The sequence below is a fragment of the Actinomycetospora chiangmaiensis DSM 45062 genome, assembly GCF_000379625.1.
GTDB classification, from domain to species: domain Bacteria; phylum Actinomycetota; class Actinomycetes; order Mycobacteriales; family Pseudonocardiaceae; genus Actinomycetospora; species Actinomycetospora chiangmaiensis.
Map to the genome: position 1 here is coordinate 235,642 of NZ_KB903243.1, position 25,878 is coordinate 261,519.

The following is a 25,878-nucleotide window of genomic DNA, read 5'->3' on the forward strand; positions in this document are numbered from 1 at the left end:
ACGCCGCGGACGCGTCCGGCGGCGGCGATCAGTGTGTCGATCGCGGTGTTGGGAGCTACTCCCCCTCGTTCGAATCCGACATTAGCAGGACGACCGGACGTGACCGGTCATCGCGACCCGAATCACGACCGATCGCCGCTCGTCGGGACGTCACGGCACGTCGCCGCGCCGACCCGCCGTCACCCGCTCGGTCGCACGCCATCCGCCGACCGGTCACCGAGCGGCCACGATCGGGGGCCCGTCGCGGTGGCGGCCCGTGTCGGACCGCGCCATGATCGATGTCACATTCTCGAACGGAGCAACGATGCCGTTGTCGACCGCCGGACGGGGCACACGGCGACATCGCAGGACACCGGGGTGGCGCGAGGAGGCGAGATGACCGTCGACATCGACGTGCGGACCCGGCTGTTCACGTGGTTCACCGACCGCGCGGGCGTGATCGCCATCAGCCGGATGAGCGCCGAGGACCTCGCCCGGGCCCGCAGCCGGCGGCTCTCGCACAACGTCGTCACCTCGCGGGTGTTCGGGCCGATGCCGGCCGACGTCTCGTTGACCGACCTGCGGATCGACCTCACGGGCATGACCGGGGCCACCGGGGACGATGCCGCGCCGACGACCCTGCGCGTCTACCGCCCCCACGGCCCGCTGCCCGGCGGGCGCCGGCGCGAGGACGGGCTGCCGATCGTCCTGAACTACCACGGCGGCGGCGGGTCGCTGGGCAACCTCGACCAGTCGGACTGGCTGTGCGCGTGGGTCGCGGCGCGGGTGGGCGCCCTGGTGGTGTCGGTGGACTACCGACTCGCGCCGGAGCACCCCTACCCCGCCGGGCGCGACGACGGGTATGCGGCGCTGGTCTGGGCGGTCCGGCACGCGGAGGCCCTCGGCGGCCGCGCCGACCGGGTCGCGGTGATGGGCGACAGCGCGGGCGGCAACCTCGCCGCGGTGGTGGCGATGCTGGCGCGCGAGGCCGGGCCGGCCGTCGACGCGCAGATCCTGCTCTACCCGGTCGTCGACCTGACGCTCGACGCACCGTCCACGTCGGCCTTCGAGTACGGGCCGCTGCTCACCCGCGCGGACATGGACGTGTTCCGGGCCAACTACCTCGGGCCGGACGGCGATCCCACCGACCCGCTCTGCTCCCCGCTGCTCGCCCCCGACCACCGGGGACTGCCGCGGGCGCTGGTCATCACCGCCCAGGTGGACCCGCTGCACGACGACGGGGTGGCCTACGCCCACCGGCTGCGCGCGGCCGGGGTGCCGACCCGGCACTCCGACCACGCGCGGGCGGTGCACGGCTTCATCTGCTTCCCCGGCATGTGCCGGGCGGCCGCCGCCGCCCTCGACGAGATCTGCGAGGAGCTGGCGGCGACCTTCGGCGTCGCTCAGGAGGACATGAAGAGCCCGCCGTTGACCGAGTAGACCTGGCCGGTGATGTAGCCCGAGTCGGGGTCGGCGAGGAACTCGACGACGCGGGCGACGTCGTCGGGCTGGCCGAGCCGGCCCACCGGCACCTGGGCGACGATCTTCTCCAGGGCCGCCTCCGGTACCCCGGCGACCATGTCGGTCTCGATGTAGCCCGGGGCCACGCAGTTCGCGGTGATGCCCTTCTTCGCACCCTCCGAGGCGAGCGACATCGTCAGGCCGAACAGCCCGGACTTGGTCGCGGCGTAGTTGGCCTGCCCCGCGTTGCCGCGCTCGCCGATCACCGACGAGATCGACACGATCCGGCCGCTCTGGCGTTCCCGCATGTGCTGGAAGACCAGGTGCGACATGTAGAAGGTGCCGGAGAGGTTGACCTGGACGACCTTGTCCCAGTCCTCGACGGTCATCTTGTGCAGCATCTTGTCGGCCGTGATGCCGGCGTTGTTGACGAGGATGTCGATCCGACCGTGCTGGTCGTAGACCTCCTGCACCACGCGCTCGCAGTCCTCGCGGCTGCCGATGTTGCCCTGGTGGATCGTCATGCCGGGGTACTTCTCGGCCAGCTCGGCCGCGGCGTCCCGTCCGCTCGAGTAGCCCACCGCGACCTTGCACCCGCGGTTCGCGAGCCGTTCCGAGATCGCCTTGCCGATACCGCGCGCGCCCCCGGTCACCACGGCGACCTGTCCGGTCATGTCCGCCATCACGACACCCTTCGCTCGTCGTCGTCCGCATCTGGTGCGGCTCCCACCACGCGAGGACGTGCCCGCTGGTGTCGGCGGTCACACGTATCTATGCGTTCCGCGACACACCCGTGACGAGGCAGAGCCGATCGTCGCAGCTCATGCGCCCGACCGCCGCCGAGCGGGTGTTTGCGAACTATGCCTAGCGGACCTACGGTTCGCCGAGCAGCCCGGTGCCGTCGCCTGTCGCCGGCTGCCCGAGGAGGAATCCCGCCATGACCGTGACCAGTGACCGCCCGGCCGTCACCGACGGCGCCACCGAGGCCCCGGACGCTCCGGCCATCGACCCGGTCGACCCCGCGGCCTACCTGCGGACCTTCCGCGGCGAGACGCTGCGCAAGGCCACCACCGCCCTCGTCGAGGGCGGCGCCTACGTCACCACCCGCGCCCTGGCCCAGGCCGCGACGCCGCACCGCACGGTGTACGACGCCGTCCGCTGGTGGGGCCACGTCCTCGGCCGGCGCCGGCCGACCTGGTCGACCGAGCACCGCATCGTGTGGGAGACGCCGATCGCGCGGCTGCGCGACTTCACCGACGGCGCGACCGACGACGTCGTGCCGACGCTCGTGCTCCCGCCGCAGGCCGGGCACGACTCGTGCATCGTCGACTTCGGGCCCACCCAGTCGCAGATGCAGGTCATCCGCAAGGCCGGCCTGACCCGCGCGTTCACCCTCGACTGGGTCGGCGCCACGCAGGCCACCAAGGGCACGACGGTCGAGGACTACGTCGCGGTGGTCGACCGTGCCGTGGACAGCGCCCTCGAGGGCACCGGGCACACCAGCGTGAACCTCGTCGGCGACTGCCAGGGCGGCTGGCTGTCCACCATCTACGCCTGCGTGCACCCCGAGCGGGTCAACACGCTGACCCTGGCCGGGGCGCCCATCGACTTCCACGCCGGCGACACCGCCATCGGCGCCTCGTCGCGGGTGACGAGCCGGCGCTACGGCACGCTGCCCTACCGGGCGATGGTCGCGATGGGCCGCGGGAACATGCCCGGCCAGTTCGTGCTCAACGGCTTCATCGCGATGAGCCCGGACGCCGAGATCGCCAAGCACGTCGACCTGCTGCGCCACCTCGACGACCCGTCCGCGATCGCGCGCTACCAGGCGTTCGAGGACTGGTTCAAGCACACGCAGGACGTGCCCGGCACGTTCTACCTGTGGCTGGTCGAGCACCTCTTCACGGGCAACGAGCTCATCGAGGGCCGGCTCGAGGTGGGCGGGAAGCGCCTGTCGATGGCCGACCTCTCCTGCCCGCTGTTCCTGCTCGGCGGCGCGACCGACCACATCACGCCGCCGGTCCAGGTGTTCCGGGCCGCCGACGCCGTCTCGACGCCGGCCGACCAGGTCTGGAAGCGCACCGCCCCGGGCGGGCACCTGGGTCTGTTCATGGGCAACCAGGCGCTGCGCGAGGAGTGGCCGCCCCTCATGACCGAGGTCGCGCGCTACTCGGGAGTCACCTCGAACTGAACCGATCCCCGTGTCCGGTGCCGCGCCTTGGACGCATGTTCGCCCCTGGGGTGTGGGCACCGACACGGGTAGGTTCGAGGACTCCGGCGGTCGTCGCGGTCCTCGCCCGACGTCGTGCTCGCAGACTCCCGACACCTCCAGGAGGACGTCCATGCCCGGCTCCGTCATCGTCTCCGGCGCCCGCACGCCGATCGGCAAGCTCTCCGGGGCGTATGCCGACCTCACCGCCCAGCAGCTCGGCACCACCGCGATCCAGAAGGCCCTCGAGCAGGCCGGCATCGCCGGCGACCAGGTCGAGTACCTGATCATGGGCCAGGTCATCCAGGCCGGCGCCGGCCAGAACCCCGCCCGCAAGGCCGGGACCGACGCCGGCATCCCGATGTCGACGCCGTCGTTCACGCTGAACAAGGTCTGCCTCTCGGGCCTCGACGCGATCGCCATCGCCGACCAGATGATCCAGGCCGGCGACTACGACATCGTCGTCGCGGGCGGCATGGAGTCCATGACCGCCGCGCCGTACCTGCTGCCGAAGGCCCGCCGCGGCTACAAGTACGGCGGCGGGAAGATCCTCGACGCCACCGAGTACGACGCGCTGACCGACGTCTACGACCAGGAGTCGATGGGCGCGTCCACCGAGAAGTTCTCGAAGTCGATCGGCCTCACCCGTGAGGCGATGGACGAGTACGCCGCGTCCTCGCACCAGCGCGCCGCCGACGCCGCCAAGAACGGCCGCTTCGACGCCGAGTACGCCCCGGTGTCGGTGCCGCAGCGCAAGGGCGACCCCGTCGTCGTCACCGAGGACGAGGGCGTCCGCGGCGACACCACCGCCGAGGGCCTGGGCAAGCTGCGCCCGGCCTTCTCGAAGGACGGCATCATCACCGCCGGCACGTCCTCGCAGATCTCCGACGGTGCCGCCGCGGCGGTCGTCATGTCGGAGAAGAAGGCCAAGGAGCTCGGCCTCGAGGTCCTCGCCCGCATCGGTCACCACGGCTGGGTCGCGGGCCCGGACAACTCGCTGCTCTCGCAGCCGTCGCGGGCCATCTTCAAGGCCCTCGAGCGCGAGGGTCTCGAGCCCAAGCAGCTCGAGATGCTGGAGCTCAACGAGGCGTTCGCCGCGGTGGCGCTGCAGTCCACCGCCGAGCTCGGCGTCGACCCGGAGCGGGTCAACCCCGACGGTGGCGCCATCTCGCTGGGCCACCCGGTCGGCATGTCCGGTGCCCGCATCGCGATCCACCTCGCGCACGAGCTCAGGCGGCGCGGCGGCGGCATCGGTGCGGCCGGCCTCTGCGGCGGCGGCGGCCAGGGCTCGGGCCTGATCCTGCACGTCTGATCGTTCCCGGACGGGCGGTCACCTCACGTCGAGGTGGCCGCCCGTCTTTGGTCCGCAGACCTTGCGTAGTGCCGGGCGTCACGTGGAACCCTGCACGCGATCGCATCCGCGCACGAGCCGACGCAGTGGAGGGCCAAGAATGCCGCAGGAGGTCCTGGGAGTCGTATCCCGGGAGAAGGGCAAGCCGGTCACCGTCGAGACGATCGTGGTCCCCGATCCGGGGCCGGGCGAGGCCGTGGTCGCGATCGCAGCGTGCGGGGTGTGCCACACCGACCTGCACTACCGCGAGGGCAACATCGAGGACGCCTACCCGTTCCTGCTCGGCCACGAGGCCGCAGGCACGGTCGAGGCGCTCGGTGAGGGCGTCACGGGCCTCGAGGTCGGCGACTACGTCATCCTCAACTGGCGCGCGGTCTGCGGGGTGTGCCGGGCCTGCCGCAAGGGCAAGCACCACCTCTGCTTCGACACGCACAACGCCGCCCAGGCGATGACCCTGAAGGACACCGGCGAGGAGCTGAAGCCCGCGCTGGGCATCGGGGCGTTCGCCGAGAAGACGCTGGTCCACTCCGGGCAGTGCACGAAGGTCAACCCCGACATCGATCCGGCCGAGGCCGGCCTGATCGGCTGCGGGATCATGGCCGGCGCCGGTGCCGCGATCAACACCGGGAAGGTGCAGCGCGGCGAGACCGTGGCCGTCATCGGCTGCGGCGGCGTGGGCGACGCGGCGATCGCGGGCGCGGCCCTGGCCGGCGCCACCACGATCATCGCGGTGGACACCGAGGACCGGAAGCTCGAGTGGGCCCAGGGCTTCGGCGCCACCCACACGATCAACGCCAAGAACACCGACCCGGTGCAGGGCATCCGCGACCTCACCGACGGGTTCGGCGCCGACGTCGTCATCGACGCGGTCGGCGTCCCGGCCACCTGGAAGCAGGCCTTCGAGGCCCGCGACCTCGCGGGCCGGCTCGTGCTCGTCGGCGTGCCGTCGCCGGACATGAAGCTCGAGGCGGACTTCCAGCCGTTCTTCTCCCACGGTGGGTCGCTGAGCTCGTCCTGGTACGGCGACTGCCTGCCCAGCCGCGACTTCCCGATGCTGGTCGACCTGGCGCTGCAGGGCCGGTTCCCGCTCGACAAGTTCGTCACCGAGCGGATCTCGCTCGACGACGTCGAGTCCTCGTTCGACAAGATGCACCACGGCGACGTGCTGCGATCGGTGGTGATCCTCTAGATGGTGGGCTACGGAGACACCGTCGGGACCGGTGTCAACGACGGCGGTCCGGTCGAGAACGTCGTGACCTCCGGGAAGTTCGAGCTCGACGGCGGGTCCTGGGACGTCGACAACAACGTCTGGATCCTGGGCGACTCCAGCGAGGTCGTCGTCATCGACGCGGCGCACGACGCGCAGGCCATCCGCAAGGCGGTCGGCGACCGCAACGTGACGGCGATCCTGTGCACGCACTCGCACAACGACCACGTCAACGCCGCGCCGGCGCTGTCGAAGGCGCTCGACGCGCCGATCCTGCTCAACCCCGAGGACCGGGTGGTCTGGAACCTCACCCACCCCGACCTCGAGCCGGATGGCCAGCTCGAGGACGGTGAGACGTTCACGATCGCCGGGATCGACCTGAAGGCGATCCACACGCCCGGCCACTCGCCGGGGTCGACGTGCTTCTATGCGCCCGACCTCGGGGTCGTCTTCACCGGCGACACCCTGTTCCAGGGCGGCCCGGGCGCCACCGGCCGCTCGTACTCCGACTACGGGGTCATCCTCGAGTCGATCGAGCGCAAGCTGTTCTCCCTGCCCGACGAGACCATCGTGCGCACCGGGCACGGGGACCACACGAAGATCGGCGACGAAGCGCCGCATCTGGAGGAGTGGAAGGCAGCGAAGGAATAGCCGGCCACCCGGATCACGAGTACCCGGCCGCCCCCTACCCCGGGGTCGCGCCGGGTTTCTCGTTCCTGCACGACGACGGGCTCACCCACGAGATCGTTCCCGACGACGGGTGCCGCGGCGGGTGGCGGGTCGCCTCCGACGCGGTCGACGACCGGCTGGACGTCCCCCTCGCGGCCCGGGTGCCGGTCCTCGCCTACGGGTCGAACTCCTGCCCGTCGAAGATCACGTGGCTGCGCCGCGAGCTCGGCCTGCCCGGCCCCGTCGTGGCGCTGCGCGTCACCGTGCACGGGGTCGCCGCGGTCTGGGCCGCCGGGCTCCGGGTCCGCGACGACGCCCGCCCGGCCACGCTGGCCGTCACCTCCACTGACAGCAATGCGTCACTGCGTGCACCCAGTGCCAGGACATCCACATCGTCGGCGGGTCGGAGGCTCGACGCTGACGGTGTTGGTTTCCTGGCGTCCAGTGCCAGCAGTGACGCATTGCTTGCACCGGAGGTGCACCACGTCTGGCTGGCGACGCCGGAGCAGGTCGCCGTGCTCGACCGGTGCGAGGGGCGGGGCACCCGCTACGACCTGGCGTGGCTGCACGCGGCGACGGTCGTCGACGAGCGGGGCGTGCGGCTGGACCCGGTGCTGGCCTACTGGCCCGCCCCGCGGCGCCCCGGGGAGGAGCCGCGCACCGACCGGTCGCCCCTGCTCGTCGACGGCGCCCCGGTGCGGGTCCGGGACGTGGCGCAGGCCGACGCGCGCCACCTGGTGGGCGTCCCCGGCCCGGTCCCGCACGGCGCGGCGACGGTGGTGGCCACGGGCTGCCCCGACCCGCGGCTGTGGCCGGACCGGGTGTTCGTCTACGGCACGTTGCAGCCCGGGGCGTCGGCCTGGTGGCGGCTCGCGCCGCACGCCCGGGCGAGCGCACCCGCCGTCGGGACGGGGCAGGTGTACGACACGGGCCGGGGCTACCCGGCGCTCGTGGCGGGGCCGGGCACGGTGCACGGGCACGTGGTCACGCTGGCCGATCCGGGACGGGCCCTGCCGGCGCTCGACGCGTACGAGGGGCCGGACTACCGGCGCGAGCGGGTGGTCGTGTACCGGGAGGCGAACGACGCGGAGCGCTCGGCCGACGGATCGGCGACGGCGTCCTCCACCGGGTCGCCCGTGGCCGTGGAGGCCTGGGCCTGGCTGTGGGACACCGCCCCGCCGCCCGCCTGGCCGACCGTGACCGGCTCCTGGTCCGACGCCTGACCGGGCCCGGGCCTCTCGGGGCGGGCGTGCCGCGGCGGGGTGACCGCCACCGGCACGGAGACGGTGAGGCGGCCCGCCGTCGGGACGAGGGCGATGTAGTCGGGCCCCGAGTGGGGCTCGGTCACCGACTCGTCGGCGTCCGGCTGCCCGTCGGGCACCGGCCCGGCGTCGGGAACGGCGCGGGAGCGGCGCAGCAGCACCGCGGCCCGGGCGAGCAGCGCGAGGCCCACGAGGAGCGCGAGCCCGGCCACGCCGAACGCCACCAGCGCGAGCACCGGCGAGTGCAGCCGCGGGGCCTGCGTGATCGCCAGCGGTGCGGCCGCGGCGAGCAGCGCGACGGTCACGACGAGCACGACCAACAGCCGCATCCCCCACCCCCGCCCCACCCGACCAGGGTCGTCATGCTGCTCGATCCCGCGGCGATCCCTCCAGCACCCGGCCGGGTCCGACCCGATCACGATCGGGTGGACCGTCCCGGTTGGACAGCCCGACGGGCGGACGGGACAGTGATCGCGTGCTCGAGATCGACGGCGTGTCGAAGCGGTACGGGTCGATCCGGGCGCTGCAGGACATGACGTTCTCGGTGCGGCCGGGCGAGCTCTTCGGCTTCGTCGGGGCCAACGGCGCGGGCAAGACGACGACCATGCGGATCGTCCTCGGGGTCCTCGACGCCGACGCCGGCGAGGTCCGCCTCGAGGGCCGCCCGATCGACGCCGCCCGCCGCCGCCGGATCGGCTACATGCCCGAGGAGCGCGGGCTCTACCCGAAGATGGCCGTGGGCGAGCAGCTGCGCTACCTCGCCGAGCTCCACGGCTGCAGCGCCGCCGAGGCCCGGGCCGCCACCGAGCGCTGGACCGCGCGGCTCGGCGTCGCGGAACGGATCGGCGAGGAGGTGCAGAAGCTCAGCCTGGGCAACCAGCAGCGGGTGCAGCTCGCGGCCGCGCTGGTGCACGAACCCGACGTCCTCGTGCTCGACGAACCGTTCTCCGGGCTCGACCCCGTGGCCGTCGACGTCATGAGCGGGGTGCTGCGCGAGCGGTGCGACGCGGGCGCGCCGGTCGTGTTCTCCTCCCACCAGCTCGAGCTCGTCGAGCGGCTGTGCGACCGGGTCGGGATCGTCCGCGACGGCGCGATGGTGGCGCAGGGGCGGGTCGACGAGCTGCGGGCCACGAACGGGACCGACGGCACGGGCGCCACGACGGTGGTGGTCCACGCCCCCGCCGCTCCGCCCGGCTGGGCCGACGCGGTCCCGGGCGTCACCGCGAGCCGGACGGAGCACGACCGCACCGTCGTGACCCTCGCTGCCGACGTCGACGACCAGACCCTGTTGCGGGCCGCCCTGGCGACGGGGCCGGTGCACGAGTTCACGCACCGCCGCCCGTCGCTGACCGAGCTGTTCCGCGAGACCGTGGGCGACCGGGCGGACGCGGGCGCCGCGTGAGGACCGTCCTGCTCATCACCCGCCGGGAGTTCCTGGCGCGGGTGCGCGGCCGCGCGTTCATCGTCTCCACGGCCGTGATCCTGCTGATCCTGGTCGGCTACTCGATCTTCATCGGGTCGATCGGTGCGGGCGGCGACTCCGGGACGACGACGATCGCCGTGGCCCCCGAGACCGAGGCCATCACCCCCGCGCTGCGCACCGCGGCCGACGACCAGGGCCGGATCGTGCGGGTGGTGCCGGTCGCCGACGCCGCGGCCGGACGGGCGCTCGTGGCCGCCGGGGACGCCGACGCCGCCCTCTCCGGATCACCGACCCGCCCCCGCGTCGACGTCGAGACCTCGCTCGGCAGCGCGGCCGGCTCCGTCGTCACCGTCGCGACCACCTTCGTCGCCCAGCAGCAGCTGCTGCCGGACCCGGCGGCGGCCGACGCGGCCGTGGCCGCGGCGCAGCCCGTCGTCGTGGCGGCCCGCCCGGACGACCCGGCCCGGGGGCTGCGGATCGGGCTGGGCGCGTTCGGCGCGTTCCTGCTGTTCTTCTCCATCCAGACCTACGGCGCGATGGTGGCGCAGGGCGTCGTCGAGGAGAAGTCGAGCCGCGTGGTGGAGATCGTGCTCGCCACGGTGCGGCCGTGGCAGCTGCTGCTCGGCAAGGTCCTCGGGCTCGGCGCGGTCGGCCTGCTGCAGCTGGTGATCCTCAGCGGGGTCGGCCTCGGCGTGGCGGGCACCGCCGGGCTCCTGGTGGCCGGGGCGGGGCTCGCCGGGACGCTCGTGTCGGTCCTCGTCTGGTACCTCATCGGGTTCGCGCTCTACGCCACCGTCTACGCCGCGCTCGGCTCGCTGGTGTCGCGCCAGGAGGACACCCAGAGCGTCCTGACGCCGGTGTCGATCGTCGTGCTCGTCGGCTTCGCCGTGGGCTTCAACCTGGTCGTCTCCGCGCCGCAGTCGACGGCGCTGACCGTGATGTCGCTGATCCCGCCCTGGACCCCGCTGATCATGCCGGCGCGGATGGCCCTCGGCGGGGTGCCCGTCTGGCAGGTCGTCGCGGCCTTCGTCCTCACACTGGCCTTCACGGCGGGCGTCCTCGCCCTCGGCGGCCGGGTCTACGCGCGCTCGGTGCTGCGCACCGGGGCACGGGTGTCGTGGCGGGAGGCCCTGCGCGGTCGGTAGGGCTACAGGGAGTTGAACCGGCTGAGCGCCTCGTTCCGCTCGGCCTTGTGGTCCACCATCGGCTCCGGGTAGTCCGCCGGCGGCTCGGACAGCTTCCAGGGCTGGTGCACCTTCTTGCCGTCGAGCTCGGGGACGTCGGCGAGCTCGGGGACCCACCGGCGCACGTAGTCGCCCTGCGGGTCGAACCGCTCCCCCTGGGTCACCGGGTTGAACACCCGGAAGTACGGCGCCGCGTCGGTCCCGGTCCCCGCCGCCCACTGCCAGCCGTGCTGGTTGGAGGCGAGGTCGCCGTCGACGAGCAGGTTCATGAAGTGCCGCGCGCCCCACCACCACGGCAGGTGCAGGTCCTTGACGAGGAACGAGGCGACGGCCATGCGCATCCGGTTGTGCATCCACGCCTCGCCCTGCAGCTGGCGCATCGCCGCGTCGATGGCGGGATAGCCCGTCCGCCCCTCCTGCCACTGCGCGAACCGGCGCTGCGCGTCCTTGCCGGTGTCGAGGGTGATGCGGTCGAACTTCGGGTCGAAGTTCTCGCGGGCGCTGCGGGGGAACCACCAGAGCACGTGCCCGTAGAAGTCCCGGAAGCACAGCTCGTTGCGGTACGAGGTCGCGCCCTTCCCGTCCCCGCGGGCGCCCGCGAGCAGCGTGCGGGGGTGCACCGTGCCGTACTTGAGGTGCACGCTCATCCGGCTGGTGCCCGGCTTGTCGGGGCGGTCGCGGGTGTCGTCGTAGTCGGTGAGGTGCTCGCCGACGAACGCCTCCCATTGCTCGTGGGCGGCCTGCTCCCCCGCCTCGGGCAGCTCGGCGTCGAGGGACGGGTCGTCGGGGACCTTCACCGCCCGCGGCCCGCCGTCCTTGTCCGACGGGTCCATCCACGTGACGGTGTCCGCGTCGGTGTCGGCGGGCTCGACGTCTCCGATGCGCTTCGTCCACTCCCGGGAGAACGGGGTGAAGACCTTGTAGGGGTCGCCGTCGGACTTCGTGATCGTGCCGGGCTCGGTCAGGTACGGGGAGCCGGAGCGGACGAGCTCGACCCCGTCCCCGACCGAGCCGAGCGCCTTCTCCACCGCCTCGTCGCGCCGGCGCCCGTAGGGGCCGAAGTCGGCCGCGACGTGGACGGAGTCCGCCCCCACGGCCTGCGCGATCCGCGGGACCACGTCGGCCGGGTCCCCCTTCACGACGAGGAGGCGGCCGCCGAGCTGCTCGTCGAGCGACCGGAGGCAGCGGTAGAGGAAGGCGGTCCGCCGCGGGCCGGCCGGCTCGAGCAGCGTCGGGTCCAGCACGAACAGCGCGAGCGCGCGGTCGGCGCGCTCCTTCGCGGCGAGGAAGGTCAGCTGGTCGCGGACGCGCAGGTCGCGGCGGAACCAGACGACGGCCGTGGACGGCGCTGCCTTCGCGGGAGCCATGCCCGACAGGTACCCGCACCCGTCGTCGGGAAGCCCCCGGACACACGTGAGGGGAACCCTCGAGTCACAAGAGCGACCAGATGTTCCCCTCACGCGCCGGGTGGTCGGCGTCGTGAGGGGAGGATCCGGGCGTTCTTACGGCCTGAGGGTTCCCCTCACGCGGGACAGGCGGACTAGCGCTGGTCGAGCGGCACGAAGTCGCGCTCGGTCGGCCCGGTGTAGACCTGACGCGGGCGGCCGATGCGGGTGTCCGGGTCCTCGATCATCTCGCGCCAGTGCGCGATCCAGCCGGGGAGGCGCCCGATGGCGAACAGGACGGTGAACATCTCCGTCGGGAAGCCCATCGCCTGGTAGATCAGGCCGGTGTAGAAGTCGACGTTCGGGTAGAGCTTGCGCTCGACGAAGTACTCGTCGTTGAGCGCGTAGTCCTCGAGCTTCGTCGCGATGTCGAGGAGCTCGTCGCCGCCGCCCAGCTTCTCGATGATGCCGCGGGCCGTGTCGCGGACGATCGCCGCGCGCGGGTCGTAGTTCTTGTAGACCCGGTGCCCGAAGCCCATGAGGCGGACGCCGGGCTCCTTGTTCTTGACCTTCTTGACGAACTCGTCGGTGTTTCCGTGGTTGTCGCGGATGTTCTCGAGCATCGTCAGGACGGCCGCGTTGGCGCCGCCGTGCAGCGGGCCGAACAGCGCGTTGATGCCCGCCGAGATCGAGGCGAACAGGTTGGCCTGCGACGAGCCGACCAGCCGCACCGTCGACGTGGAGCAGTTCTGCTCGTGGTCGGCGTGCAGGATGAACAGCATGTCGAGGGCCTTGGCGACCTCGGGGTCGATGTCGTAGTCCTCGGCCGGCAGCCCGAACGTCATGCGGAGGAAGTTCTCCACCAGCGACAGGCGGTTGTCCGGGTAGAGGAACGGCTGCCCGATGGAGTTCTTGTAGGCGTAGGCCGCGAGCGTCGGGACCTTCGCGAGCAGGCGGACCGTCGAGAGGTCGACGTTCGGCTCGTCGAACGGGTCCAGCGAGCGCTGGTAGAAGGTCGACAGCGCGGAGACCGCGGACGAGAGCACCGGCATCGGGTGCGCGTCGGCGGGGAAGCCGTCGAAGAACTTCTTGAGGTCCTCGTGCAGCATCGTGTGCCGCTGGATCTGCTGGGTGAAGTTCTCGAGCTGGGTCTTGGTGGGCAGCTCGTCGTAGATCAGCAGGTAGCTGGTCTCGACGAACGTCGAGTTCTGCGCCAGCTGCTCGATCGGGTAGCCGCGGTAGCGCAGGATGCCGGCGTCACCGTCGATGTAGGTGATGTCGGAACGACACGACCCGGTGTTCACGAACCCCGGGTCGAGGGTGATCAGACCGGTCTCGCCGAGGAGCTTGCCCAGCTGGATCCCTGACGAGCCCTCGCTGGCCTCGACGATCTCCATCGTGTGCTCCCCGCCCGGGTAGGACAGGGTCGCGGTGCGCTTCTCGCCGTCGTCGGCCATCGAATGCATCCCTCTCACGCGTGCTCGTGCGGGAGGGAGGGTCGGCACCGGTCCGACGGGACGGGGACGGTCGGTCCCCGCTCCGGGTCCTGCGTCACCCCGAGGCGAACTCCCGCGGGTGTTGGGGCGTCGTACGCTGCGCGAACCGTAGCGCCCGCGCGCCGATCACCGCAGCACGGGAATCGTGCTGGGTGGCAGTGGAAAAGGTCACGCCCCGTTCGTCCGGGTCGAGTTCCGCTCCGCTGCGTCTCCCGCCACCTCGGCCCGGGTCGGCGGCTCCGCGCCCGCGCGCGAGCAGGTCCAGCCCGCCACGCGGGCCGCGAACTCCAGGGCCGCGCGCCAGTCGTGGGCGTCCATCCCGCCGATCGCCGCCCGGTCGAGCAGGCCGTGGTCGTGCAGGTGGGCCAGCAGCGCGGCGTGGACCGAGTCCCCCGCGCCGATCGTGTCCACCACGGGCCGGGAGGTGTCGGCGGGCACCTCGACCACCCCCGTCGTCGTGAACGCCCGGAGCCCTTCGGCGCCACGGGTGACCACGACCGCGCCCGCCCCCGCTTCGAGCAGGTCCGCCGGTTCGCGGCCCCACCAGGCGGCGTCCTCGTCGGAGAGCTTGACCAGGCCGGCGACGGCCGCGATCGCGTCCAGCCGGGCCCGGACGGCCGCCGCGTCGCCGACGAGGGCCGGGCGGATGTTCGGGTCGAGGCTGACGAGGACTCCCTGCGCCGCGGCCCGGCGCGCGAGCTCGGTGTACATCGAGGCCCCCGGCTCCAGCAGCAGCGAGAGGGTCCCGACGGCGAGCGCGGACGCCCGGAGATCGCCGGGATCGGCGACGAGCCGGTCGGCGGTGCCCTCGACGTGGAAGGCGTACCGGGCGTGCCCGGCCCCGTCCACCGTCACGACGGCGAGCGTGGTCGGCTCCTCGCCGCGCTGGACGAGGTCGAGGTCGACGTGCGAGTCCCGCAGCCGCGCGAGCAGCGCGTCGCCGAACGCGTCGGTGGACAGCCGCGTCAGCATCGCGGTCGGGACCTCGAGCCGGCCGAGCCCGACCGCGACGTTGTACGGCCCACCCCCGAGCCGCGGGGCGAGCGGGGCCAACGGCCCCTGCTCGACCGGCACGAGGTCGACGAGGGCCTCCCCTCCGGACACGATCACCGGACGGCCTCCAGTCCCCAGCGGACGGTCCACGAGGCGCCGGGCTGGAGGACGACGAGGTCGGTCCCCGAGTTCAGCGCGTCCGGCGGACAGGTCATCGGCTCGACGGCGACGGCCTTGCCCTCGCGCCCGAACGGGCTGCCCGGGGTGAAGGCCTGCACCCACCCGACGTTGCGGTCGCCCCAGAGCCGGGTGCCGGTGCCGTCGGGCGCGACGAGCTCGGCGAGCACGCCGGCGACGCCGGGGCGGACCCCGAAGCAGGTGTCGAGCTCGAGGCCGGCGACCTCGCGGGGCCGGGTCAGCGACTCCTCGTCGCTCGGCTCGCGGGCCGGCCCGACGGGGATCTGCCGCTCGTCGACGTCGAGGACCGACGCGGTGGGGACCCGCAGCGTGCAGTCGCCGCTCGGGTGGTCGCCCACGCGCAGGTACGGGTGCGTCCCGACGCCCGCCGGGACCGCGCCGTCGCCGGTGTTCGTGAGGACGTGGGAGACGGTGAGCCCGATCGGCGCCACCACGTAGGTGGTCACCACGTGGAGCGGCTGCGGCCAGCCGTGGTCGGCGGGCACGTCGATCTCGAGGGTGACGGTGTCGTCGGTGTGCTCGACGACCGTCCACGGGCGCTTGCGGACGAGGCCGTGGATGGCGTTGCCGTGCGCGGGCTCGGTGACGTCGAGCTCGTGGGTGGTCCCGGCCCACTCGAACCGGGCCCCCGCGGTGCGGTTCGGCCACGGGATGAGCACGCAGCCGGCGCCCATCGGCGGGTCGCCGTCGTAGGTCTCGACGTGGTGCGCGCCGTCGACGGTGAACGCGCGCAGCCCGGCCCCGACACCGGTGATGACCGCGTGCGCACCGCCCGCGCGGATCTCGAACTCGCTCCCCGCCATGGCGGCACCGTAGTGGTTCACCGGGCCGGTCGGGACGACGCGCGCAACCGGTTGCTCCCCGGGCTGCGTTCCCGGACCCCCGCAACCGGCGCCGCGTCCTGCTCGGGCGGGCGGACCCGCCGTCGGGAAGCCGCCGTCACGCCGCCGTGAGCTCGGCGTACCGGCCGCGCTCGGAGACGAGATCGGTGTGGGTGCCGGACTCGACGACGCGGCCGTGGTCGAGCACCGCGATGCGGTCGGCGTCCTGCACCGTCGAGAGCCGGTGGGCGATCGTCAGCGTCGTCCGGCCCGCGGCCAGCGCGTCGAACGCCTCCTGGACGGCGCGTTCGGTGGCGGTGTCGAGCGCCGAGGTGGCCTCGTCGAGCACCAGGATCCGCGGATTGCGCAGCAGAGTGCGGGCGATCGCGAGGCGCTGGCGCTCCCCGCCGGAGAAGCGGTGTCCGCGCGGGCCGACGACGGTCCCGTAGCCCTCGGGGAGCGACTCGATCACGTGGTGGACCTGCGCGGCCCGGGTCGCGGCGAGGATCTCCGCGTCGGTCGCGTCGGGCTTGGCGTAGCGCAGGTTGTCCATCACGGTCGCGTGCAGCAGGTAGGTCTCCTGGCTGACGACGCCGACGATCGCGGCGAGGTCGTCGAGGCGCAGGTCCCGCAGGTCGACGCCGTCGATCGTGACGCGTCCGGCGTCCGGGTCGTGCAGCCGCGCGACCAGCGAGCCGAGCGTCGACTTGCCCGAACCGGTCTCCCCCACGAGCGCCATGGTGGTCCCGGCGGGGACGTCGAGGGAGACGTCGTCCAGCGCCGGACGATCGGCGCCGGGGTAGGTGAACGTGACGTGCTCGAGCCGGAGGTCACCGCGCGGCGCCGGCAGGTCCACCGGGTGCTCGGGCTCCTCCACCTCGATCACCGTGTCCTGGTACTCGAAGATGCGGGCGAACAGCGCGAGCGAGGCCGACACCGACACCCCGACGTCGAGCAGCGAGGACAGCGGCCGGAACACGCCGGCCTGCAGCGAGGTGAAGGCGACGAGCGTGCCGATGGACAGCGCCCCGGCGGTCCAGGGCAGCCCCGCGCCGAGGTAGATCAGGGCGGGGATGGCGGCGAAGACGATCGACATCGTGGCCATGACCCAGCGGCCCGCGAGCTGGGACCGCAGCTCCAGGTCGGTGAGGCGCAGCGAGGAGTCGGTAAAGCGGGTGACGAGCGCGTCGCCGGTGCCGAGGGTGCGCGAGAGGCGGACGCCGTCGATCGACAGGCCCTCCTCGATGGTGACGTTGAGGTCGGCCAGCTCCCGCTGACGTTGGGCGGTGATGGTGCGCCGCAGCCGGGCGACGCGCCGCGAGAGCAGCACGGCCGGGGGCAGCACCAGCAGCGTCACGAGGGAGAGCTGCCAGGACAGGGCGACCATCGCGACGGCGGAGGCGATCACCGTCGTCAGGTTGGCCGCGACGGAGGTGGCGGTGGAGGTGACGACGGACTGCATGCCGCCGATGTCGTTGGTGATCCGCGACTGCACCTCGCCGGTGCGGGTGCGGGTGAAGAAGCCGAGCGAGAGCCGCTGCAGGTGGGAGAACACGTCGGTGCGCAGGGTGTGCATCACGCGCTGACCGATCTTCGTGGAGATCCAGGTCTGGATGACGCCGAACGCGGCGGTCACGGCGGCGACCACGACCATCCCGACGACGAGCCACACCAGCAGGCGCAGGTCGCGCTGCGGCAGCGCGACGTCGATGACCTCGCGCAGCAGGAAGGGCTGGGCCAGCCCGACGACCGACGACGCGACGATCACGGCGACGACGACGGCGAGGGACCAGCGGTAGGGGGCGAACAGCCGGGCGATCCGGCGCAGCGAGACCTGCTTGGCCTGCTCGCGGTCGCGACGACGCTGTTCGGCGGAGACGTCGATGGGGCGGGGCAAGAAGCGCCTCCAGGGTCGATGGGATTTGCTGAGGTTACCTCATGATGAGGCTACAACAGCGATTCCCGCTAGAGTGTTCCCGTGGAGGACGACGAACCCACGTCGGTCAGCGACCTGTTCTGGGCGGTCGCACGCCGGCTGCGCCACACCTCCCGCGAGACCCTCGCGCCGTGGGACGTGAACCCGTCGCAGCTGCGCGCCCTCGGCGTGCTGATGCGCCACGGGTCCGCCCGTCCGGGTGCACTCGCCAAGCACCTCGGGATCGCGCCCCGGAGCGCCACCGAGGTGGTCGACGCCCTGGAGGAGCGCGGCCTCGTGCACCGGGAGACCGATCCCGACGACCGCCGGGCCACGCTCGTCGTCGTCACGGAGCAGGGGCGGGAACTGGGGAAGGCGGTGCGCCAGGCCCGCGCCGCCGAGGCCGACCGGGTGTTCGCCGGGCTCGGCGACGACGACCGCGCGGAGCTGGAACGCCTGCTCCGCCAGGTGCTGGCGCAGGTGAGCACTCTTCCGCGTCAGGACACGGATTAGTGCTCACGGGGCGGAGCCACCCGGCACCGGCAGCCGACCGTCCACGGTGAACTCGGCGTCGTCGCGTTCGGCGAGGACGGAGCCGTCCCGGTCGTCGAACCGCTCGCCGAGGGCCTCGAAGTCGTCCGGGTCGGGGTCGTCGGTGGCGCCGTCGTGCGTGACGACGATCCGCGCCTCGGCCCCGCGACGGACGATCGTGACGTGACAGGTCGTGGCCTCCGCGTGCCGCGCCGCGTGCCCGACCGCGACGCGCAGGAGCGCGGCGAACAGGGTCCCGACCTCCTCGGGCAGGACCACGTCCTCGCCGAGGACCGAGAGCTCCACCCCGGCGGCGTCGAGCTCGGCGCGCGCGGAGCCGAGGCCGACCGCCAGCGCGGACCGGTCGGGCGGGTCGGCCACCGGGTCCTCCGCCGCCGGTTCGCCGGGCACCGGCTCCCGCACGGGCTCCGGCGCCACCTCCGGGGCCTCGGGCTCCGGCGACCCGGGCTCCGGCGACCCGGGCTCCGGCGACCCGGGCTCCGGCGACCCGGACTCCGGTGTCCCGGACTCCGGTGTCCCGGACTCCGGCGTCCCGTCTCCCTCCTCCGACGCGGCGTCCCCCGTCGGCGCCGCCTCCTCCGGTGAGGCGTCGTCCTCCCCCGGTCCGTCCCCAGCCGGCGCGTCCCGCTCCGACGCGTCCGTCCCGGGCGCGTCCGTACTAGGCGCGTCCGTACTAGGCGCGTCCGTACTAGGCGCGTCCTCGAGGGCGTCCGCCACCGGGGGTTCGACGGTCACGACCGGCACGGGGACGGTCGTGATCGCCCACAGCCGCGTCAGACCCGACACCACGAGACCGGTCACGAGCGTGCCGATCGCCGAGGTGATCACCGCGAGCGGGGGCGCCCCCGCGACCGCCACGATCACCCCGACCGACACGACCACCACCGCGAGACCGGCGAGCCCCGCCCGCGGCGGCAGCAGGATCACGAGGCTGCCGGCCAGGAAGCCCGCGAAGCCGATCCAGGCCACACCGACGGCGACGACGGGGACGTAGAGCAGGCAGGCGAGCGCGAGCAGCGCGACGGCGGTGCCCTCGCGGGAGCGCTGCCGCCCCGGCCGGCTGACGTAGCCGAGTTGGACACCGAGCACGGCGAGCGCCAGCACCAGGCCCAGAAGGGCCCCGACGACGTTCAGCCCGGGCGCGACGGCGGCATAGGCGAGGAGCCCGTAGCCACCGAGGACGGTGCCGACGAGCGCGGTGACGGAGCGGTCGGTCGGGGTCGTCACCCGGCGGAGGGTACGGCCCCGACGGCTACGCCTGGCTCGCCGGAGCGTCCTGGGTCGCGCCCGCGGTCGGGGCCCGGTAGCGCCAGAACGCGGGGAAGGCGAGGACCACCGCGAGCATCCCGACGACGACGGCCGCGCCACCCAGCGCGGTCGCGGCGCCGGTCCCGATGGCGTCGGCGGCCCAGCCGTGCCACAGGTCGGCCACCCGCGGTCCGCCCGCCACGACCACCACGAACACGCCCTGCATGCGGCCGCGCATCTCGTCGGTCGCGACGGTCTGCAGCATCGTCGAGCGGAAGACCGAGCTCACGAGGTCCGCGGCACCGGCGGCCGCGAGGAGCAGCACGGCGAGCCACAGGATGGACGTGAGCCCCGCCAGCGCGACGCCGACCCCCCACAGGCTCACCGCGATCGTCACCGCGACGCCCTGGCGGGCGATGCCGTGCAGCCGCCCGGAGAGCAGCCCACCCAGGGCCGCGCCGCCGGCGATCGACGCGGAGAGCAGCCCGTACGCGGGCCCAGCGCCGTAGGTCTCCACCGCGGCCTGCGGGAACACCGCACGCGGCATCCCGAAGCCCATGGCGACGAGGTCCGCGAGGAAGCTGACCAGCAGGACCTTCGACATCGCCGCGTATCGGAAGCCGTCGACGACCGACCGGAGCCCGGCGCTCGTCCGGATCGCGTGCACCACCCCGCGGAGACCGCCCTCGGCGTCCGCGGCGACCGGCAGCCGCGGGAGCCGGTAGGCCGCCCAGATCGACACGGTGAGGCAGATCGTGTCGACGAGGTAGAGCGCCCCGACGTCGACGAAGGCCAGCGCCACACCGCCGACCAGCGGGCCGGCGAAGGCGCCGAGCTGCTGCACGGTGAACCACAGCGTGTTGGCCGCCGGCAGCTGGTCGAGCGGCAGGATGCGCGGCAGGACGGCCGACCGGGTCGGCTGGTTCACGGCGAGGCACGCGGTCTGCACCGCGAAGATGACCAGGACCGTCCACGGCCCGCCGAGGTGCGTGAGGGCGCTGACGCCGAGCAGCGCGGAGGTCACGGCGATCCCGACGCCGGAGACGACGAGCAGCATCCGCCGGTCGACCGCGTCGGCGATCGCGCCGCCCCACAGCCCGAACACCACGAGCGGGACCAGCCCGAACAGCCCGGTCAGGCCCACCCACGCCGACGAACCCGTCATCTCGTAGAGCTGGAACGGCACCGCGACCACGGTCAGCTGGGCCCCGACCACGGTGACCACACCCGCCGTCCAGAGCCGGCGGAAGGCGGGGGTCTTCAGCGGGGTCGTGTCGGCCAGGAGGCCGCGCCGAGGTCGTTCGCTCACCGAACGATCCTAAGCACGGATCCCCCGGGGTCAGGGGGCGAGCCCCGCCACGATGCACGGATCGGACACCCGGCCCGTCCCCGCTGCGCGATCTCGTCGGTGCCTGACCGTTCGGGGCGCGGACGTCGACGTCCTCGTGCACGTGGTCCGGTCCGACCCCGTCGTCGTGGGCGACGTCCGCCGGCCCGACGGGTGGACGGTGCACCGCAGCGCCCTCGCCCGGGTCGCCGACGGGACCGAGCGCCTCGCGGACGAGTTCGCGCGGACGGTCAACGAGTGCTCGCGCCTGCTCGGGACTCGCCCCCGTGACCACGAGCCGCACCTCGACCGGTGCGCCCGCCTGGGCCGCGGCGTCCAGCTCGGCTCCTCACACAGCGCGCCCCACGCGACGGGGGACAGCACCGCTGCCGCGAGGTCGTAGGCCGCGTCCGCGAGGTCCGGGATCGACGCGGTCCGCGCGACGTGGACCAGGAGGCGTTCGACCTCGGCCGTCGGACGCCCGTCCGTGGCGAAGGCCCGGAGCGTCGACCCGACGATCACCGATCGGGCCTCGTCGAACACCAGTTCGTCCATGTCCCGGAGGCTAGCGGCGACCCCCGACAGTCACGGCGCCAGACGCTCGACCACCCAGTCGCCGCGGGCGGGGTTGAACCGGAACCGCAGCCGGTCGTGGAGCCGGGAGGTGCGGCCCTGCCAGAACTCGACGTGGGTCGGGAGCAGGCGCCAGCCGCCCCAGTGCGGCGGGGGCGGGACCTCCTCGCCCTCGAAGCGGGCCTCGACCGTCGCGTACATGTCCTCGAGCGCCTGCCGGTCGCGCACGGTGGCCGACTGCGGCGACGCCCACGCGCCGAGCTGCGAGGTGCGGGGCCGACCACGCCAGTACTCCGCGGTCTCCTCCTTGCCCAGGAGCTCCACCGACCCGATCACCGTGGCCTGCCGCTGCAGCGCGTACCAGGGGAAGGTCACCGAGGCCTGCCGCGTCTGCCGCAGCTGGTGGGACTTCTCCGAGGTGTAGTTGGTGAAGAAGGTGACCCCGCGGGCGTCGACGTCCTTCGCGAGCACCGTCCGGCTGGTCACCCGGTACTCGTCGTCGACGGTGGCCAGCACCATCGCGTTCGGGTCCGGCAGCCCGGCGTCGCGGGCCTGGCCGAGCCACGTCGTGAGCTGCTCGTGCCACGTCGGCGCGAGATCGTTCACCTCGAGTTCGCCGGCGCGGTAGTCGACACGCAGGTCCGCGATCGGTGCGTTCACGCGGCCACGGTAGGCAGCACCGGCGGCCGGCGGGAACCCCGTGAGAGATGGGACAAATCGCGGACCGGTCGACCCGGGCGGCGCGATACCCGGGGACAACGACCGGTCGGGCTTGCGAGGATGCCGGGGTGAGCGCTGAATCAGTGACGATCCCGGCCGAGCTCCTCCCCGCCGACGGGCGCTTCGGGTGCGGTCCCTCCAAGGTCCGCCCCGAGCAGCTGCAGGCGGTCGCCGACGCGGCGCACGTCATGGGCACCTCCCACCGGCAGAAGCCGGTGAAGGACCTCGTCGCCCGCATCCGGTCCGGGCTCGGCACGCTGTTCGAGCTGCCGGAGGGCTACGAGGTCGTCCTCGGCAACGGCGGGTCGACGGCGTTCTGGGACGCGGCGGCGGTCGGACTGATCCGCGAGCGGTCGCTGCACCTCACCTACGGCGAGTTCTCCTCGAAGTTCGCCGGTGTCGCGAAGGGCGCGCCCTTCCTCGCCGACCCGATCGTCGTCTCCAGCGACCCCGGCACCGCCCCGGAGCCGCGCTCGGACGACTCGGTGGACCTCATCGCCTGGGCGCACAACGAGACCTCCACCGGTGTCGCCGTCCCCGTCGCCCGGCCCGCCGGCAGCGACGGGAAGCTCGTCGCGATCGACGCGACCTCGGGGGCGGCGGGCCTGCCGGTCGACGTGTCGCAGGCCGACGTCTACTACTTCGCCCCGCAGAAGGGCTTCGCCTCCGACGGCGGGCTCTGGATCGCGCTGATGAGCCCGGCCGCCCTCGAGCGGGTGGAGCAGATCGCCGCCACCGACCGCTGGATCCCCGAGTTCCTGTCGCTGCCGACGGCCATCGACAACTCGCGCAAGGACCAGACCTACAACACGCCCGCCGTCGCGACGCTGATCATGATGGCCGACCAGGTCGAGTGGATGAACGAGGCCGGCGGGATGGCCTGGACGACGGCGCGGACCAAGGACTCGAGCGACCGGCTGTACGCCTGGGCGGAGAAGTCGGACTTCGCGACGCCGTTCGTGGCCGAGCCCGCCCACCGCTCGCAGGTGGTGGGCACCGTCGACTTCGCCGACGAGGTCGACGCGGCCGCGGTGGCGAAGGTGCTGCGCGCCCACGGCGTCGTCGACACCGAGCCCTACCGCAAGCTCGGCCGCAACCAGCTGCGGATCGGGATGTTCCCGGCCGTCGACCCGGACGACGTCTCGAAGCTGACCGAGTGCATCGACCACGTGGTGGGCGCGCTCACGGGCGCGTAGGGAGACGGAGCGCAGCGGAGCTCGACCCGACCAGGGCGAGTCGGTCGGCGCGCCTCCCTCGACCGGGGCAGGCGCTCGCCTAGCGTCGTCGGTGGACTTGCAGGGCTACCGGGGAGGCCGACCATGCGCGAGCTCCGGGTCGTGGGCCTGGGCGACGACACGTCGACGGTGATCCTCGAGGACCCCATCCGCCACGAGCGGTTCACCATCCCCTCCGACGAGCGGCTCCGGGCCGCCGCGCGGGGCGACGTCCGTCGGCTGGGACAGATGGAGATCGAGACGACGTCCCCGCTGCGGCCGCGCGACATCCAGGCGCGCATCCGCAGCGGCGAGTCGGTCGCCGACGTGGCGTCGGGGGCCGGGGTGCCGGCGGCGCACGTCGAGCGGTTCGCCTACCCGGTGCTGCTCGAGCGCGCCCGGGTCGCCGAGATCGCGCGGCGGGGGCACCACGTGCCGGCGGACGGCCCGGCCGACCCGCGCACGCTCGGGGAGATGATCGGCACGGTGCTCTCGGGGCGCGGCCAGGACGCCTCGGACGCGACCTGGGACGCCTGGAAGGGGGAGGACGGACGCTGGGTGGTGGCCATGTCGTGGCGCACCGGGCACTCCGACCACCTCGCCCACTGGACCTACACGCCGGGTGCCTCCGGCGGGGCGGTGCTGCCGAGCGACGAGTCGGCGCGCGACGTCATGGGACTCGCCCCCGCGCCGGGACCGCGGCGCGCGGACGGCACCGCCGCGCGACCCGTCGTCGGGAACAGCGGGGCGCAGGCGGCGCTGCCGGAGGAGCCGGCCGAGCCGGCGCACGAGGAGGAGTCGGCGGTCGCGGTCGGCGGCGGTCCGGCCCCGCGGCCCTCCGCCCGGGCGCAGGCGGGGCCCCGGGGCCGCGGCTCGCGGGGCGTGCCCGATCAGCGCTCCCCCGAGCGACCCCGCCAGGCGCGGCCGCGCGACGCCTCACGCACCGACCCGGGCCGCGACGACGGCGGTGGGGGCGGCGGGGCGGGTGGGCCGTCGAAGGGCCGCCAGAAGTCGCACCCGATCGTCCCGTCCTGGGAGGACGTGCTGCTCGGGGTCCGCTCACCCCGCGGCTGACGCCGCGACCAGCAGGGGCACCACCGCGAGCCCCATCCCGGTGAACGCCCCCCACACCGCCCACCGCCAGGTGGGGACGGTGCGGTTGAGCCACAGCGCGGGCACGAGGCCCGCGACGACCACGAGATCGATCAGGACGCCGAACCACCCCAGCCCGGCGACCAACGGCAGCGCGAGCGTGAGGTTCGCCGCCAGCACGAGGCCCGCCACGATCGCCGCGAGGGTCAGCCCGGTCGCCCACGGGGTGGGCTCGGTGAAGACGGTCGAGACGGTGCCGGGCGCGCGCCGGCCCCGCCGCCGGGTCGGGAGCGGCACTGCTGGCACGCGCGGCGCGGTCGTCACCGCCCGCAGCGGGATGCGCAGCCCGGTGACGGGGTCGCGGTAGTCCACGGGGCGCCGCAGCACGACCGACACGCGCGCCGCGAGGTGCCGCCCGGTCCGGCTCACCCGGACCCCCTCGGTCGACCGCGGCCCGGTGCCCGACCGCTCCCACGCATCGGCGGCCCGCGCCCAGTCGTCGAGCTCGGCGACGACCTCGGCCGGCAGGTCCGCGCCCGGCGCGTAGTGGCCCCAGCCCTCGTCGACGGCCCCGCCCACGGGGTGGCCGCCGACCAGGGCGCGCCCGCGACGGGCCCCGACCTCCAGCACCGTCACCGGGTCCCCGTCGCTGCGCTCGCCCGGATCACGCCACGACCGCGCTGCCGACGGCGTGGAAGGCGACCGCCCCCGCCGTCGCGACGTTGAGGGAGTCGACGCCGGGCACCATCGGGATCCGCACCCGGTGGTCGGCGAGGGCGAGGGCCTCGTCGGACAGCCCCGGCCCCTCGGCGCCGAGCAGCAGGGCGACGCGCTCCCGGTCGGCGAGCCCGCCGGGTGGGACGTCCCCGGCGGGCGTGAGCGCGCCCAGGACGAAGCCGTGGGCGCGCAGCGCCGCCGTCAGCTCCGGCCAGGTCCCCGCCACGAACGGCACCCGCAGCACGTGACCCATCGAGACGCGGACGCTGCGCCGGTAGAGCGGGTCCGCGCAGCCCGGGGCGAGCAGCACCGCGTCGACCCCCAGCGCCGCGGCGTTGCGGAACAGCGAACCGAGGTTCTCGTGGTCGTTGACACCCTCCAGCACGGCGACCCGCGTCGCGGCGGCGAGCAGGGCGTCCAGGTCGGGGGCCGGGGCACGGTCGGCGCTGGCCAGGACACCGCGGTTGAGGTGGAACCCGACGACGTGGGCCATGGTGTCGGCGTCGGCGACGAAGGCCGTGACGTCGAGCGGGTCGAGCTCGGGGGCCAGCTCCTCGATGCGGCGGGGCACGCCGAGCAGGGCCCGCGGCGGGTACGGCGAGGCGAGCAGACGGCGCACCACGACGGTGCCCTCGGCCAGCACCAGGCCCCGTCCCCCGGGCCGGTCGGGGCGGCGGTCGGCGCGCGAGAGGTCGCGGAAGTCGTCGAGCAGGGGCGCGGGTGTGTCGGGGTCCCCCGCTCCGTCGAGCTCCACGATCCGTGCCACGCCCGCATCGTTCCAGACCTGATCTCCGGTGGCGGGAACCCTCGGGTGTGCCGCCCGGGGGCACGGGGCATGCGGGTGGGTGGGGCACGGCGCGCGGCGCTCGGCCCTGACGGCAC

At 73.7% G+C, this 25,878-nt stretch carries 23 protein-coding genes; 12 read left to right on the forward strand and 11 right to left on the reverse strand.

Annotated elements, in window-relative coordinates:
* Positions 1–375 precede the first annotated feature (375 nt).
* On the forward strand, positions 376–1,419 hold the full coding sequence (locus tag A3CO_RS33480; protein WP_018334151.1) for an alpha/beta hydrolase: 1,044 nt from the start codon (positions 376–378) through the stop codon (positions 1,417–1,419).
* On the opposite strand, the gene A3CO_RS0120650 is transcribed toward A3CO_RS33480, so the two are convergent.
* On the reverse strand, positions 1,383–2,123 hold the full coding sequence (locus A3CO_RS0120650) for a beta-ketoacyl-ACP reductase (protein WP_018334152.1): 741 nt from the start codon (positions 2,121–2,123) through the stop codon (positions 1,383–1,385). The two genes, A3CO_RS33480 and A3CO_RS0120650, sit on opposite strands and share 37 nt — an antisense overlap.
* A 254-nt stretch (positions 2,124–2,377) precedes the next feature.
* On the opposite strand from A3CO_RS0120650, the gene A3CO_RS33485 reads away from it, so the two are divergent.
* From A3CO_RS33485 to A3CO_RS0120685, 7 genes are all read left to right on the forward strand, one after another.
* Positions 2,378–3,631 (forward strand): alpha/beta fold hydrolase, encoded by a 1,254-nt coding sequence (locus tag A3CO_RS33485; RefSeq protein WP_018334153.1) that lies wholly within the window; start codon positions 2,378–2,380, stop codon positions 3,629–3,631.
* Positions 3,632–3,782: 151 nt separating this feature from the next.
* On the forward strand, positions 3,783–4,961 hold the full coding sequence (locus A3CO_RS0120660) for an acetyl-CoA C-acetyltransferase (RefSeq protein WP_018334154.1): 1,179 nt from the start codon (positions 3,783–3,785) through the stop codon (positions 4,959–4,961).
* Between the two features lie 139 nt (positions 4,962–5,100).
* Entirely contained in the window at positions 5,101–6,189 is a 1,089-nt protein-coding gene (locus tag A3CO_RS0120665) for an S-(hydroxymethyl)mycothiol dehydrogenase (RefSeq protein WP_018334155.1), read from the forward strand.
* Entirely contained in the window at positions 6,190–6,858 is a 669-nt protein-coding gene (locus A3CO_RS0120670) for an MBL fold metallo-hydrolase (protein WP_018334156.1), read from the forward strand.
* On the forward strand, positions 6,837–8,099 hold the full coding sequence (locus tag A3CO_RS39100) for a gamma-glutamylcyclotransferase family protein (protein WP_018334157.1): 1,263 nt from the start codon (positions 6,837–6,839) through the stop codon (positions 8,097–8,099). Before A3CO_RS0120670 ends, A3CO_RS39100 begins: the two co-directional genes overlap by 22 nt.
* 514 nt (positions 8,100–8,613) lie before the next feature.
* The gene (locus A3CO_RS0120680) at positions 8,614–9,540 is read left to right on the forward strand and encodes an ABC transporter ATP-binding protein (RefSeq protein WP_018334158.1); all 927 of its coding nucleotides are present in this window, start codon (positions 8,614–8,616) and stop codon (positions 9,538–9,540) included.
* Positions 9,537–10,706, forward strand: a complete 1,170-nt coding sequence (locus tag A3CO_RS0120685; RefSeq protein ID WP_018334159.1) for an ABC transporter permease — start codon at positions 9,537–9,539, stop codon at positions 10,704–10,706. The genes A3CO_RS0120680 and A3CO_RS0120685 overlap by 4 nt, the downstream gene beginning before the upstream one ends.
* 2 nt (positions 10,707–10,708) lie before the next feature.
* On the opposite strand, the gene A3CO_RS0120690 is transcribed toward A3CO_RS0120685, so the two are convergent.
* From A3CO_RS0120690 to A3CO_RS0120715, 5 genes are all read right to left on the reverse strand, one after another.
* Entirely contained in the window at positions 10,709–12,112 is a 1,404-nt protein-coding gene (locus A3CO_RS0120690) for a cryptochrome/photolyase family protein (RefSeq protein WP_018334160.1), read from the reverse strand.
* A gap of 173 nt (positions 12,113–12,285) precedes the next feature.
* The gene (locus tag A3CO_RS0120695; protein ID WP_018334161.1) at positions 12,286–13,587 is read right to left on the reverse strand and encodes a citrate synthase; all 1,302 of its coding nucleotides are present in this window, start codon (positions 13,585–13,587) and stop codon (positions 12,286–12,288) included.
* A gap of 207 nt (positions 13,588–13,794) precedes the next feature.
* Complete coding sequence (locus A3CO_RS0120705) at positions 13,795–14,736, reverse strand: carbohydrate kinase family protein (RefSeq protein ID WP_018334162.1); 942 nt, start codon at positions 14,734–14,736, stop codon at positions 13,795–13,797.
* Positions 14,733–15,620 (reverse strand): aldose 1-epimerase family protein, encoded by an 888-nt coding sequence (locus A3CO_RS0120710; protein ID WP_026204818.1) that lies wholly within the window; start codon positions 15,618–15,620, stop codon positions 14,733–14,735. Before A3CO_RS0120710 ends, A3CO_RS0120705 begins: the two co-directional genes overlap by 4 nt.
* Before the next feature lie 136 nt (positions 15,621–15,756).
* A complete protein-coding gene (locus A3CO_RS0120715; protein WP_018334164.1) occupies positions 15,757–17,535 on the reverse strand; it encodes an ABC transporter ATP-binding protein in 1,779 nt (592 codons plus the stop codon).
* A gap of 81 nt (positions 17,536–17,616) precedes the next feature.
* Here A3CO_RS0120715 and A3CO_RS33495 point away from each other — a divergent pair, with 81 nt between their 5' ends.
* Positions 17,617–18,066 (forward strand): MarR family winged helix-turn-helix transcriptional regulator, encoded by a 450-nt coding sequence (locus A3CO_RS33495; RefSeq protein ID WP_018334165.1) that lies wholly within the window; start codon positions 17,617–17,619, stop codon positions 18,064–18,066.
* A 3-nt stretch (positions 18,067–18,069) separates the two neighbouring features.
* Here the strand turns inward: A3CO_RS33495 and A3CO_RS0120725 are convergent, their stop codons facing one another.
* Both A3CO_RS0120725 and A3CO_RS0120730 read right to left on the reverse strand, forming a co-directional pair.
* Complete coding sequence (locus A3CO_RS0120725) at positions 18,070–19,332, reverse strand: sensor histidine kinase (protein ID WP_026204820.1); 1,263 nt, start codon at positions 19,330–19,332, stop codon at positions 18,070–18,072.
* 25 nt (positions 19,333–19,357) lie between these two features.
* Positions 19,358–20,662: an MFS transporter gene (locus A3CO_RS0120730; protein ID WP_018334166.1), complete on the reverse strand. Its 1,305-nt coding sequence runs from the start codon at positions 20,660–20,662 to the stop codon at positions 19,358–19,360.
* A 142-nt stretch (positions 20,663–20,804) separates the two neighbouring features.
* Here A3CO_RS0120730 and A3CO_RS0120735 point away from each other — a divergent pair, with 142 nt between their 5' ends.
* A complete protein-coding gene (locus A3CO_RS0120735) occupies positions 20,805–21,083 on the forward strand; it encodes a hypothetical protein (protein ID WP_157647732.1) in 279 nt (92 codons plus the stop codon).
* A 182-nt stretch (positions 21,084–21,265) separates the two neighbouring features.
* Here the strand turns inward: A3CO_RS0120735 and pdxH are convergent, their stop codons facing one another.
* Positions 21,266–21,913: a pyridoxamine 5'-phosphate oxidase gene (pdxH, locus tag A3CO_RS0120740; RefSeq protein ID WP_018334168.1), complete on the reverse strand. Its 648-nt coding sequence runs from the start codon at positions 21,911–21,913 to the stop codon at positions 21,266–21,268.
* Between the two features lie 128 nt (positions 21,914–22,041).
* Here pdxH and serC point away from each other — a divergent pair, with 128 nt between their 5' ends.
* Together serC and sepH are read left to right on the forward strand one after the other, a co-directional pair.
* The gene (gene serC, locus A3CO_RS0120745) at positions 22,042–23,169 is read left to right on the forward strand and encodes a phosphoserine transaminase (RefSeq protein WP_026204821.1); all 1,128 of its coding nucleotides are present in this window, start codon (positions 22,042–22,044) and stop codon (positions 23,167–23,169) included.
* A gap of 123 nt (positions 23,170–23,292) precedes the next feature.
* Positions 23,293–24,261, forward strand: a complete 969-nt coding sequence (gene sepH / locus A3CO_RS0120750; protein WP_018334170.1) for a septation protein SepH — start codon at positions 23,293–23,295, stop codon at positions 24,259–24,261.
* Here sepH and A3CO_RS33500 read toward each other — a convergent pair.
* Both A3CO_RS33500 and A3CO_RS0120760 read right to left on the reverse strand, forming a co-directional pair.
* Positions 24,247–24,915 carry a DUF2537 domain-containing protein gene (locus tag A3CO_RS33500; RefSeq protein ID WP_018334171.1) on the reverse strand — a complete coding sequence of 223 codons (669 nt, stop codon included), beginning with the start codon at positions 24,913–24,915 and terminating at the stop codon, positions 24,247–24,249. The genes sepH and A3CO_RS33500 overlap by 15 nt on opposite strands.
* Positions 24,916–24,943: 28 nt before the next feature.
* On the reverse strand, positions 24,944–25,762 hold the full coding sequence (locus A3CO_RS0120760; RefSeq protein ID WP_018334172.1) for a TrmH family RNA methyltransferase: 819 nt from the start codon (positions 25,760–25,762) through the stop codon (positions 24,944–24,946).
* Between the last annotated feature and the right edge of the window lie 116 nt (positions 25,763–25,878).

Coding starts and splice junctions, on each gene's coding strand:
- A3CO_RS33480 (WP_018334151.1), top strand. CDS start 376: ATGACCGTCGACATCGACGTGCGGACCCGGCTGTTCACGTGGTTCACC.
- A3CO_RS0120650 (WP_018334152.1), bottom strand. CDS start 2,123: ATGGCGGACATGACCGGACAGGTCGCCGTGGTGACCGGGGGCGCGCGC.
- A3CO_RS33485 (WP_018334153.1), top strand. CDS start 2,378: ATGACCGTGACCAGTGACCGCCCGGCCGTCACCGACGGCGCCACCGAG.
- A3CO_RS0120660 (WP_018334154.1), top strand. CDS start 3,783: ATGCCCGGCTCCGTCATCGTCTCCGGCGCCCGCACGCCGATCGGCAAG.
- A3CO_RS0120665 (WP_018334155.1), top strand. CDS start 5,101: ATGCCGCAGGAGGTCCTGGGAGTCGTATCCCGGGAGAAGGGCAAGCCG.
- A3CO_RS0120670 (WP_018334156.1), top strand. CDS start 6,190: ATGGTGGGCTACGGAGACACCGTCGGGACCGGTGTCAACGACGGCGGT.
- A3CO_RS0120690 (WP_018334160.1), bottom strand. CDS start 12,112: ATGGCTCCCGCGAAGGCAGCGCCGTCCACGGCCGTCGTCTGGTTCCGC.
- A3CO_RS0120695 (WP_018334161.1), bottom strand. CDS start 13,587: ATGGCCGACGACGGCGAGAAGCGCACCGCGACCCTGTCCTACCCGGGC.
- A3CO_RS0120710 (WP_026204818.1), bottom strand. CDS start 15,620: ATGGCGGGGAGCGAGTTCGAGATCCGCGCGGGCGGTGCGCACGCGGTC.
- sepH (WP_018334170.1), top strand. CDS start 23,293: ATGCGCGAGCTCCGGGTCGTGGGCCTGGGCGACGACACGTCGACGGTG.